The sequence below is a fragment of the Plantibacter sp. H53 genome (assembly GCF_001650455.1).
Classification (GTDB): Bacteria; Actinomycetota; Actinomycetes; order Actinomycetales; family Microbacteriaceae; genus Plantibacter; species Plantibacter flavus_A.
The window spans coordinates 149095-160099 of record NZ_LWCT01000050.1 but is presented as its reverse complement, the minus strand read 5'-3'; the positions used below and the strand labels follow the sequence as shown (position 1 = coordinate 160099).

10 protein-coding genes are annotated in these 11005 nt (G+C 70.2%); 2 read left to right on the top strand and 8 right to left on the bottom strand.

Features of this window, described 5'->3' with window-relative positions:
- A partial coding sequence (locus A4X17_RS18040; RefSeq protein WP_064297024.1) for an ATP-dependent DNA helicase RecQ occupies positions 1–2153 on the top strand: 2153 nt, incomplete at its 5' end.
- A 7-nt stretch (positions 2154–2160) separates the two neighbouring features.
- Here A4X17_RS18040 and A4X17_RS18035 read toward each other — a convergent pair.
- From A4X17_RS18035 to A4X17_RS18005, 7 genes are all read right to left on the bottom strand, one after another.
- On the bottom strand, positions 2161–3663 hold the full coding sequence (locus A4X17_RS18035; RefSeq protein WP_231884436.1) for an MFS transporter: 1503 nt from the start codon (positions 3661–3663) through the stop codon (positions 2161–2163).
- A gap of 115 nt (positions 3664–3778) precedes the next feature.
- Complete coding sequence (locus A4X17_RS18030) at positions 3779–4561, bottom strand: ABC transporter ATP-binding protein (protein WP_064297023.1); 783 nt, start codon at positions 4559–4561, stop codon at positions 3779–3781.
- Positions 4558–5379: an ABC transporter ATP-binding protein gene (locus A4X17_RS18025; protein ID WP_064297022.1), complete on the bottom strand. Its 822-nt coding sequence runs from the start codon at positions 5377–5379 to the stop codon at positions 4558–4560. Before A4X17_RS18025 ends, A4X17_RS18030 begins: the two co-directional genes overlap by 4 nt.
- Positions 5376–6242 carry an ABC transporter permease gene (locus tag A4X17_RS18020; RefSeq protein WP_064297021.1) on the bottom strand — a complete coding sequence of 289 codons (867 nt, stop codon included), beginning with the start codon at positions 6240–6242 and terminating at the stop codon, positions 5376–5378. Before A4X17_RS18020 ends, A4X17_RS18025 begins: the two co-directional genes overlap by 4 nt.
- On the bottom strand, positions 6239–7207 hold the full coding sequence (locus A4X17_RS18015) for an ABC transporter permease (RefSeq protein WP_064297020.1): 969 nt from the start codon (positions 7205–7207) through the stop codon (positions 6239–6241). Before A4X17_RS18015 ends, A4X17_RS18020 begins: the two co-directional genes overlap by 4 nt.
- 62 nt (positions 7208–7269) lie before the next feature.
- Positions 7270–8763 (bottom strand): ABC transporter substrate-binding protein, encoded by a 1494-nt coding sequence (locus A4X17_RS18010; RefSeq protein ID WP_064297019.1) that lies wholly within the window; start codon positions 8761–8763, stop codon positions 7270–7272.
- Positions 8764–8830: 67 nt separating this feature from the next.
- Positions 8831–9595 (bottom strand): DUF1684 domain-containing protein, encoded by a 765-nt coding sequence (locus A4X17_RS18005; RefSeq protein ID WP_082916275.1) that lies wholly within the window; start codon positions 9593–9595, stop codon positions 8831–8833.
- Positions 9596–9745: 150 nt separating this feature from the next.
- On the opposite strand from A4X17_RS18005, the gene A4X17_RS18000 reads away from it, so the two are divergent.
- On the top strand, positions 9746–10210 hold the full coding sequence (locus tag A4X17_RS18000; protein WP_064297018.1) for an N-acetyltransferase: 465 nt from the start codon (positions 9746–9748) through the stop codon (positions 10208–10210).
- Here A4X17_RS18000 and A4X17_RS17995 read toward each other — a convergent pair.
- Positions 10207–10953 (bottom strand): GTP pyrophosphokinase family protein, encoded by a 747-nt coding sequence (locus A4X17_RS17995; protein ID WP_082916274.1) that lies wholly within the window; start codon positions 10951–10953, stop codon positions 10207–10209. The genes A4X17_RS18000 and A4X17_RS17995 overlap by 4 nt on opposite strands.
- Positions 10954–11005: the final 52 nt, after the last annotated feature.

Sequence of the window (11005 nt, the reverse complement as noted above, 5' to 3'; positions counted from 1 at the left end):
ACCCCGAACCAGCCCCCACCGGATCGGTCGCCGAGGCGACGTCGGCGCTCGCCGCACTCACGGGCGTTCCGGGGGCCACGTTCCACGACGGTCAGCTCGAGGCGATCCTCGCGCTCGTCGACGAACATCGTCGTGCGCTCGTCGTCCAGCGCACCGGTTGGGGCAAGTCCGCCGTCTACTTCATCGCGACCGCCCTCCTGCGCCGACGGGGCGCCGGGCCGACCCTGTTGGTCTCGCCGTTGCTCGCGCTCATGCGCGACCAGGTGGCGGCCGCCGAACGCGCCGGCGTGCGCGCGGTGGCGATCAACTCGGCCAACGCGCACGAATGGGACGACGTCCGGGCGCGGCTGGAGGCAGACGAGGTCGACGTCCTGCTCGTTTCACCCGAGCGGCTCAACAATCCGCGCTTCCGCGATGAGCAGCTCCCGACCCTCGTGGCCCGTACGGGCATGCTGGTGGTGGACGAGGCGCACTGCATCTCCGACTGGGGTCACGACTTCCGACCCGACTACCGTCGGCTCGCCGAACTGATCGGGCGTCTTCCTACCGAGGTCCCGGTCTTGGCGACCACCGCGACGGCCAACGCACGCGTCGTCCGCGACATCGCCGAGCAGCTCACCGCACCCGGTGCCGCAGGCTCCCGCGGAGCCGAGGTGCTCACCATCCGTGGCTCACTCGCGAGGGCGTCCCTCCGGCTCGGCGTGCTCCGGCTGCCGGAGTCACGGGACCGCCTCACCTGGCTGCTCAGCCACCTCGGCGGGCTCACCGGGTCCGGCATCATCTACACGCTCACGGTGTCCGCCGCGGAGGACACCGCGCGGCTGCTGCGAGAGGCCGGTCACGAGGTCCGGGCCTACACCGGCCGGACCGATCCCGACGAACGCGAGGAGTCCGAACGGCTCCTCAAGGAGAACCGCCTGAAGGCGCTGGTCGCGACGAGCGCGCTCGGCATGGGGTTCGACAAACCGGACCTCGGGTTCGTCGTGCATCTCGGCGCTCCGTCCTCGCCGGTCGCGTACTACCAGCAGGTCGGCCGTGCGGGCCGTGCCACCGAGCACGCAGACGTCCTGCTCCTGCCCGGAGCTGAGGACGAGGAGATCTGGCAGTACTTCGCGACCGCGTCGATGCCGGACGAAGCGCGGGCCACCGCGGTCCTCGACGCACTCGACAGCCAGCCGCGGTCCACGCCCGCGCTCGAGGCACTCGTGAACCTGCGTCGCACACCCCTCGAACTCCTCCTCAAGGTGCTCGACGTGGACGGCGCGGTCCAGCGGGTGGCCGGGGGGTGGGTGTCGACCGGGCAGCCGTGGGTCTACGACCGTGAGCGGTATCGGCGGATCGCCGAGGCCAGGGTGGCGGAGCAGCAGGCGATGCTGGCCTACGAGCGGGGCGACGAGTGCCGGATGCTCGTGCTGCAACGTGAGCTCGACGACGCGAGCGCGGTGCCCTGTGGCCGATGCGACCGGTGCGCCGGGCCGTGGTTCCCCACCGAACTCGACAGTGCGGCGGCCGCTTCGGCGTCGGAGGCGCTCGGGCGGGTGGGCGTCGAGCTCGAACCGCGGGCGCAATGGCCGACGGGAGCCGACCGCCTCGGCGTCACCGCGGACGGCGCAGCGGTGAAGGGACGCATCGCGCTCGAGGACCGCCTCGAGGCCGGGCGCGCCCTCGCTCGGCTCACCGACCTCGGCTGGGGCGGTGTCCTCCGCGAGCTCTTCGCCGCGGGCGCGCCCGATGCTCCCGCCTCCCGCGCGGTCATCGACGCGAGCGTCCGCGTCCTGGCGGATTGGCCGTGGACGCAACGACCGGCCGCCGTGGTCAGTGTGCCGTCACGGTCGCGTCCGCAGCTCGTCGACTCCGTGGCGAGGGGCATCGCGTCGCTCGGGCGACTGCCCTACCTCGGGGAGCTCGACCTCGTCGGCGACGGCCCGCGCGGTGGTCCCGGCGGCAACAGCGCCTACCGGCTGGCCGGGGTCTGGGACGCCTTCACCGTCGGATCCGAACTCCGGGCGCAGCTCGCAGCGCTCGAGGGTGCGCCGGTCCTGCTCGTCGACGACCGCGCCGACAGTCGGTGGACGCTCACCGTCGCCGGTCGCGCGCTCCGTCGCGCAGGGGCCGGCCCGGTCCTCCCGTTCGCGCTCGGGATCGTGGGCTGATCGCCCGTCAGCCCTCGTGGAGACTGGAGCGGGCGTCCTTGGCCAGGTGCCGCGGCAGCAGGATCGTGCAGACGAGTCCGACGACGGCTGCTGCAGCGCAGATCGCGAAGCTCAGGCGGAAGGCGTCCGCACTGGGTGTCGTGACAGCTCCGTCGGTCACGACCTGGGAGGCCAGGATGGCGCCGATCACCGCACTCGCGATCGTGGAACCGAGCGTCCGCATGACGGAGTTGAGTCCGTTGGACGCCGCCGTCTCGCTGGGCGGGACGGCACCCATGATGAGCGTCGGCATGGCGGCGTAGGCGAACCCCACCCCGAAGCCGACCGCGGTGGCCGTGAGCACGGTGTGCCAGACCTCGGTCATGAGTCCGATCGCGATCGCGTAGCCGACCGCGATGATCGCGATGCCGATCAGCAGGCTCAACCGGGCGCCCTTGGCTGCGGTCAACCGCGCGGCGACCGGCGACATCGCCCACATGATGAGACCGCTCGGCATGAGGCAGAGGCTCGCGATGAGCATGTTCTGCCCGAGACCGACCCCGGTGCCGACCGGCGCCTCGAGGATGCCCGGGAGGACGACCGTGCTGCCGAAGAAGGCGAAGCCGACCGTGATGGACGCGAGGTTCGTGAAGAGCACCGTCCGCCTGGCGGCGATGCGCAGGTCGACGAGCGGGCTGGCGGAGCGTACCTCGAACCACCCCCAGAGCAGGAGCACGACGACGCCGCCGATCAAGCAGCCGAGCGTCCCGACGCTCGTCCAACCCCACTCGTTGCCCTTCGAGACGGCGAGGAGGATGGGGACGAGGCCGGCGGCGAGACCGATCGCGCCGATCCAGTCGAAACCACCTTCACTCCGAAGGGTGCTCACCGGGACGAAGCGTGCGACGAGGACGAAGCCGATGAGCCCGAGGGCGCCGGCGACCCAGAACAGCACGTGCCAGTCGAGGTACTGCGAGATCACCGCGGAGATCGGCAGACCGACGGCACCACCGATACCGAGCGTGGCACTCACGAGCGCGACCGCGGGGCCGAGCCGCTTCGCGTGGAGCACGTCGCGCAGGATGCTGATGCCGAGCGGGATCACGCCCATCGCCATCCCCTGGAGGGCCCGGGCGACGATGAGCGGGACGATCGTGGATGAGAAGGCGGCGAGCGCCGAACCGGCCATCATGATCCCGAGCAGGACGAGCACCATCCGTCGTTTGCCGTAGAGGTCGCCGAGCCGACCGGCGATCGGGGTCGCGACCGCGGCCGACAGGAGCGTCGCCGTCACGACCCACATGCTGTCGGAGGCGTGCACGCCGAGGATCGTGGGGAGCGACGGCACGAGCGGGGTGACGAGCGTCATCATGAACGCCGCGACGAGACCGGTGAACGCGAGGCTCGTGACGACCGCGCGCTCCGGAAGCGGCTTGCGGAGCGCCGCCCGCTCCTCGTCGCTGAGCCAGGGACGCTCGGCCTCAGGCTGGTCCTCGTCGTGGTCGTCGGGCTGCGCTGAATCCTGCGTCACGGGTCCTGTTCCTGTGGAGAGTCGATGCGGCCGAGGCCACTCGGAGTCGAACACCGTCCGTCGGTGCGGTATTCCCGGCTCGGCCGGGCCGATGTCGTCCGGCCTCGTCGTCGGTTCAGCGCGGGAGGCGGGGGATCGCCGCGATGAGCTGCTTCGTGTAGGCCTCGGCGGGATCATGGAGGATCTGAGCGGTGGCGCCGGCCTCGACGACCTGCCCGTGTCGGAGGACCACCGTGCGTTCACACAGCGCTGCCACCGTGCCGAGGTCGTGCGAGACCATGACCAGGGCCAGGCCGTTCGAAGCCCGCAGCTCGGCGAGGAGCTCGATGATCTGGATCCGGGTGCTCATGTCGAGGGCGCTGACGGGCTCATCGGCGAGGAGGAGCCGGGGGTTCGGGACGATCGCGCGGGCGATGGCGATCCGCTGCCGCTGGCCGCCCGAGAACTCGTGCGGGAACCGCGACGCCGCGTCGGCGGGCAGTCCCACCGCCTCGAGCGCCGCGGACGCGCGGACGGCCGCCTGCTCGGTGGTCGCCAGCCGGAGGGAGCGCAACGGTTCGGCCACGATGCGCCCGATACGTTGCCGCGGGTCGAGCGAAGAGTACGGATCCTGGAAGACGGCCTGCACCGATGCGCGGAATCGACGGACCCGCGTCCGGTCGCGCGGGTCCAGCGCGCCACCGTCGAACCGGACCGAGCCCGAGGTCGGCCGGTCGAGGCCGAGCAGCAGTCGGAGGAGGGTGCTCTTGCCGGCGCCGGACTGACCGACGATCCCGACGGCCTCGCCTGCACCGACGGCCAGCGAGACGCCGTCCAGGGCCTCCTGACCACCGCGGTATCGGAAACCGACCGCGTCCAGCTCGAGGATCGGCGTCGTCGTGATCGGTGCATCGGTCATCGCGGGTCCTCCAGCGCGTCGTCGAGCGCGCGGGCGCTGGCGACCAGACGACGGGTGTCCTCGTGCTGCGGTGCCGTCAGCACCTGCGCCACCGCGCCACGTTCCACGGCCCGACCATCGCTCAGCACGACGACCTCGTCGACCATGGCCGACACGACGGCGAGGTCGTGACTGATGAACAGGAGCGCCATGCCGCGTTCCCGGACGAGCCGGTCGATGAGCGCGAGCACCTCCGCCTGGACGGTCACGTCGAGGGCCGTCGTCGGCTCGTCCGCGATCAGGAGCTGCGGGCGACCGGCGAGCGCGATGGCGATCGCGACCCGCTGCCGCTGCCCGCCGGACAGCTCATGGGGGTAGGAGGCGGCGATGCGGGCGGTGTCGGTGAGGGACACCTCGACGAGGGCCGCTTCGACGGCCTCCTCGAGCCGTTCGCCCCGGAGCCCCAGATGGCGACGCAGGGGCTCGGCGAGTTGGGCGCCGACCCGCATGAGCGGGTCGAGTGCGGTCAGCGGCTCCTGGAAGACGAGTCCCGCCACCCGGCCGCGGAGCGGCCGCAGCGCGCGGTCCGGGGCGCCGATCACCTGGGTGCCGGCCAGTTCGACGCTGCCGCTCGCGCTCAGCTGCTCGCCGAGCAGCCCGATCACTGCGAGGGAGGTCAAGGACTTCCCGGACCCGGAACCGCCGATGAGGCCGAGGCGACCCCCGGCGGCGATGGTCAGGTCCAGCCCGTCGAGGAGCGGCCGGTCCGTGCCGTCGGGAGCTCCGCGCCGGATGCCTCGGGTGATGGTCAGGCCGGAGATGTCGAGGAGATCGCTCATGCGCCGCGCCTCCTCGTCGGATCGCCGAGGTCCCGCAGGCCGTCCGCGATGAAGTTCACGCCCACCACGAGCATCACCACGGCGACGCCCGGAGCGATCGCGCCGATCGGTGCCGTCGTGACGGTGGCCTGGGCCTCCTGCAGCAGGCGTCCCCAGGAGGCGTTCGGCGGTGGCGCACCGAGGCCGAGGTACGACAGGCTCGCTTCGGCGAGGACGGCGATGCCGAACTGCAGTGCGAGGTTGACGCTCAGGGTGGGCCAGATGTTCGGGAGCACGTGCTGGCCGATGACACCGGCCCAGCTCGTCCCGGCGGTCCTGGCCGCGACGACGTACTGCTCGCTGAGGACCCGCTTCGTGAGGATCCGGGTCAGGCGGGCCACGATGGCCGACATGGCGAGTCCGATCGCGATGATCGCGGTGCCGAGTGACGCGCCCTGCGCGGCCACGATGAGCATGGCGAGCAGGAGCACCGGGAAGGCGATCACGACGTCGAGCGCGGCGGAGATCGTGTCGTCCAGCCAGGCCGATGCGAAGGCCGCGGCGAGTCCCACGGTGATCCCGATGACCGCCCCGACCGCGACGGCCCCGGCGCCGGTCACGAGCGCGATGCGCGCGCCGATCATGAGCTGGGTCATGAGGTCGCGACCGAGCTTGTCGGTACCGAGCCAGTGGGTGCCGGTCGGACCTTCGAGACGACCGCCGGCGGTGTCCGTGGGGGCGAAGGGCAACCACACGAGCGAGACGGCCGCCAGGACGGCGATGACGCCGACGAGGACCAGTCCGACGGTCAGCGTCGCGGACCTGGCGCGTCGCCGCACCGGGCGGCGGTCGGTGAGCGCGGTCTGGGCGTCGACGGCGCTCATCGGAGCCCGTTCCCCGAGATCGAGGTGCGCAGACGCGGATCGATGAGCCGCTGCGCGATGTCGGCGACGAAGCCCGTCAGGAGGACGACGAGGGTCGAGACGAGGAGGATGCCCTGGATGTTCGGGTAGTCGTGCTGCTGGATCGCCGTCAGGAGCATCGACCCGAGGCCCGGCAGGCTGAACACGCTCTCGACCACGACGGCGCCGAGGAAGGTGGTGGCGAGCTCGATGCCGAGGATCGCGACGACGGGCACCGCGGCGTTCCGGGCGCCGTGTCGGAGCAGGGCCTCGCCGAAGCCGGCTCCCTGCGCCCGCGAGGACCGAAGGTAGTCGCTGCCGACCACGTCGAGCGTGGCGGAACGGACGTACCGGGTGATCGACGCACTCATGACGATGGCGATGGTGATGACCGGAAGGGCGAGGCTCGTGAGCGCCGCGGCGGGGTCGGCCCAGTCGTCGCGCGGGAAGCCGCCGGACGGGAACAGCCGGAGCGTCACCGCGAACACGCTGACGAGCAGGATGCCGACCCAGAACACCGGCACGGCTATCCCGAGCTGCGAGAGGCCGGACAACGCGATGCCGTACCAGCGGTCGGCTCGCAGCGCGGACACGACACCGGCCACGAGGGCGAGCACCACGGCGAGGAGGAACGCGAAGAGCGTCAGCGGCACGGTGACCTGGAGGCGCGACGCGATCTCGGGCCCGACCGGGAGCGAACTCACGAACGAGGAACCGAGGTCGAGGGTCAGGACGCCGCCGAACCAGGCCGCGAACTGCTCGCCGAGCGGCCGGTCGGCTCCCACCTGCTCGCGTGCAGCGTCGATCTGCTCCTGCGTGGCGTTCACCGAGAGGAGGGCATTCGACGGGTCGCCCGGCAGCAGGCGGAGCAGCACGAACAGCACGGTCATGGCGACGAGGAACGACACCACGAGGAACGCGGATCGGCGCAGCAGGTAAGCGAGCATGGTGGACCTCAGCGTAGCGAGGCCCGGGCCGACCGGGCGGTGCCGGTCGGCCCGGGCGACGACTACTTGCGGACGATGTCCGCCACGAAGAACTGCGAGTTCAGTCCGTTGACGCCGTATCCCGAGACATCACTCGCGGCGACGACGATCTGCGGGTAGAGGTACAGCCACACGCTCGCCGCGTCCTCGGCGATCTGCTCGTTGACGAGCTTCAGCTTCGCGGTCTGCTCCTCGGTGGTCGTCGCCTGTTCGGCCTCCGACACCCACTGGGTCACCTCGGGGTTGTCGTAGCCCCAGTAGAAGTCCGGGTTGCCGTACCAGACGACGTCACGGTCGTTCACATGCTCCTGGAGCGTCGCCTGGAAGTCGCGTTCCTTGAACACCTTCGAGTACCACTCGTCGGCACTGATCGTGTTGATCTGGACCGTGATGCCGACCTTCGCGAGTTCACTCTGGAGGAACTCGGCGACGGCCGGGTGCGGGTCGTAGCTCGGGGTGTCGAGCGTGAACGTGAAGCCGTCGGCGAAGCCCGCTTCGGCGAGCTGCTGCTTGGCGAGCTCGGGGTCGTAGGGGTTCACCTGCGTGAGGTCCTCGTACCAGGGGTCCGTCGGCGGGACCATCGACCCGATGAGTGTGCCGTAGTCACCCCAGATGGACGAGAGCAGCTTCTTGGTGTCGATCGCGGAGTACACGGCCTTCCGGACGAGCGCCTGGTCGAACGGGGCGACCCGGTCGTTGAAGGCGAGCAGCTCCTTCGTCGTGGAGTCGCCGTCGGAGACGACGTAGTCCGCGTTGTCGGTGAACTGGCTCAGCTGGTCGGGGCTCTGCACGCTCGTGATGATGTCGATCTGCTTCGTGACGAGCGCATTGCTGAGCGCGGTCGCGTCGGTGAAGTAGGTGAAGACCACCTCCGCGTTCTTGGCGGGCTCACCCCAGTAGTCGTCCCAGCGCTCGAGGCTCAGGGTGCTGCCGCGCTTCCAGTCGCCGAGCGTGTACGGACCTGTGCCGTCCTCGGTCGTCTTGAGGTCCTTCGCCGCGTCGTTGACGATCCAGACGTAGCTCAGGTTGTAGATGAAGGAGATGGAGCGCTCGGAGAGGGTGATGACGACGGTCTTGTCGTCGGGGGTCGCGATGTCCGAGATCACCGCGAAGCTGCTCTTCCGCGCCGACTGCGAGTCCTCGGCGGTCACGGCCTCGATGCTCGACTTCACATCTGCCGAGGTGAGCGGGTCGCCGGAATGGAAGGTGACGCCGTCCTTGAGGGTGAAGGTGTACGTCAGGCCGTCGTCGCTCACGGTGCTGTCGGCGGCGAGCACGGGCTCGACCTCACCGTCGTCCGTGAGGCGGTAGAGGCCCTCGTACACGTTGCCGGTGAAGGCCTCCGTGACGCCCTGGCCGCCGCCGCCGGTGTTGCTGAGGTTCTGCGGCTCGTAGAGCGAGCCGACGGCGATGGTCGCGTCGTCGCCCGTCGCCGAGCTGCCACCACCACCGGCGCAGCCGGCGAGGGCGACGGCGGCGGCGACGGACAGGGCGACGAGCCCGATGGTTCTCTTCACGGATACTCCTGTGGTGTGGGGGTGCTGGTGCTGGGTGCGGGCTGTGGGGTATGGCGGTGTGGACGGGTCAGACGGCGTAGAGGTCGAAGCCCTCGCGGAACCGGACGATCCGTTCCCCGGCGAGGACCGCTCCGGCGAACCGGTTCTGCGGCGGCGGCATCGGACAGTTGTACTGCACGGAGAAGCCGCAGGGCGGCACGAACGCGCGGTTGAAGTCGAGGACGACCTCGCCCGCCGTGCCGAAGCCGCCGTCGTCGGTCCGCTGCACGAACAGGAACCGGCCGGCGCCGTAGGTGCCCGATTCGTCGTCGCGACCGTTCGTCGCGTCGCCGAACACGAGGAGCAGCGTGCCGCCGTCGTCGAAGGCACTCATCGTGTACTCGACCCCGTCTCGCGTGAACACGATGTCGCCGGGGACGACGAGCTCCCGTGATCCGCCGTTGTCGCGGATGTGCTCGAAGGGCACGGTCCGCGAGCCGTCGACCGGCGTGAACCGCGCCGTCTGGACCCAGGCGGGGTCGTACGGGAAGACGTCGATGCCCTCGAACGCGCGGATGGCGGGTGCGTTCGCGTCCCAGCGGCGGACACTGACCTCGTCCTGGCCCGTGTCGAGGTGGGTGCGGCGGAGCGTCGTCACCGTGACGCCGCTCGGCTGCTCGGCGGCGATGGCGGCTGCGGCCTCGTCGACGGTGGCCGGCGTCTCCTCCGCGAGCCACCGTGTCTCGACCAGGGCGAGGTTGCCGAGCGGCGAGGTCACTGCGGCTCGGCGGTCGTCGCGCCAGGCGTCGTGCTCGGCGATCGCGTTCGGCTGCGGGGCGGTGTGGATCGGCATGTCTCGATTCTCCGGATGACGGCGGGCGGGTCCCAATCGTGTGTCCTTCGGAGTCCAGCTCGTTTCGGGCGGGAACTATTCCCGAGCCCGGCGACGACCCTGCGCAGGACGGCGAGCGACGGGGTCGCGCCGTTCTGGGAGGATGTCCTCATGAACGCCACGCTCGTCCGCATGCCCGCCGATCGACTGCGGGGGTGGATGCTCGCCGCGAACGCGCAGTACCGCCTCGAACGCATCGAAGCGGGGGAGACCGAGGCGGAGGCGACGGCGAAGGCGGCGCAGTCCCTCGCCGAGACGTTCCCGGCCGGCCGGCTCCAGGTCGGACACCTCGTCTTCGAGGTGGTCCTCGACGACGCCGCGGTCGGCGTGCTCTGGATCGGACCGCGGAGCACGAGCCACCCGGACGAGTGGTGGGTCTGGGACGTGGAGATCGACGAGTCGTTCCGTGGCCGTGGGCTCGGTCGGCAGGCCATGCAGCTCGCCGAGACGGCGGCGAAGGAGCAGGGCGCGAAGACGCTGGGGCTGAACGTGTTCGGGTTCAACCGGATCGCGCGCGGCCTGTACGAGTCGCTCGGCTACGAGACGATGGCCGTGCAGATGCGCAAGGCGCTCTAACGCGGGTCCAGCCCGTCGATCAGCTCGGTCATGACCCGGTCGGCGAGTGATGGAGGCTTCGGGTGCCCGTCGGCGGTGGTCCGCGAGGTCGTCGCGCGGTCGAGCGCGAGGACCTCTCCGTGGAGGTGCTCCATCTTCGCGTCGAGCCTGGAGGCCGCTTCGGCGGCGTGCTTGAGCTCGGCGAGCAGGCTGTCCGGCACGGCCTTGTCGTACTTGTAGTAGATCTTGTGTTCGAGGCTCGCCCAGAAGTCCATGGCGATCGTCCGGAACTGGATCTCGACGGGCACCTGCACGACGCCGTCGGACATGAACACCGGAACCTCGACGATCACGTGGAGGCTCTGGTACCCGTTCGGCTTCGGGTTCGCGATGTAGTCCTTGACCTTCACCACGGTGATGTCCTGCTGGCTCGTCAGGAGTTCGAACACCTTGTACGTGTCGGAGATGAAGCTGCAGGTGACGCGGATGCCCGCGATGTCCGTGATGTGTTCGCGGATGTCGTCGATGTCCTGCCCGTACTGCTTGCGTTCGATCTTGCCGATGATGCTCTCCGGCGACTTCAACCGCGAGCTGATGTGCTCGATCGGGTTGTAGTCGTGGATCTGCGTGAACTCCTCCTTGAGGATGTTGAGCTTCGTGGTGATCTCGTCGATGCCGAACTTGTACAGCATCATGAACCGCGTGAACTCGTCCTTGAGGCGCTTCAGCTCCTCGAGGTTGTCCGACGACGTTGGTCCGGTCATGGGCGTGCACTCCAGCTCTGTCTCCGACGGGCCGACGGCCCGCTCGCACTCT

Excerpts from the sequence above, each read along its gene's own strand:
- A4X17_RS18000 (WP_064297018.1), top strand. The coding sequence starts at position 9,746 with ATGAACGCCACGCTCGTCCGCATGCCCGCCGATCGACTGCGGGGGTGG.
- A4X17_RS18015 (WP_064297020.1), bottom strand. The coding sequence starts at position 7,207 with ATGCTCGCTTACCTGCTGCGCCGATCCGCGTTCCTCGTGGTGTCGTTC.
- A4X17_RS17995 (WP_082916274.1), bottom strand. The coding sequence starts at position 10,953 with ATGACCGGACCAACGTCGTCGGACAACCTCGAGGAGCTGAAGCGCCTC.
- A4X17_RS18005 (WP_082916275.1), bottom strand. The coding sequence starts at position 9,595 with ATGCCGATCCACACCGCCCCGCAGCCGAACGCGATCGCCGAGCACGAC.
- A4X17_RS18025 (WP_064297022.1), bottom strand. The coding sequence starts at position 5,379 with ATGAGCGATCTCCTCGACATCTCCGGCCTGACCATCACCCGAGGCATC.
- A4X17_RS18020 (WP_064297021.1), bottom strand. The coding sequence starts at position 6,242 with ATGAGCGCCGTCGACGCCCAGACCGCGCTCACCGACCGCCGCCCGGTG.
- A4X17_RS18030 (WP_064297023.1), bottom strand. The coding sequence starts at position 4,561 with ATGACCGATGCACCGATCACGACGACGCCGATCCTCGAGCTGGACGCG.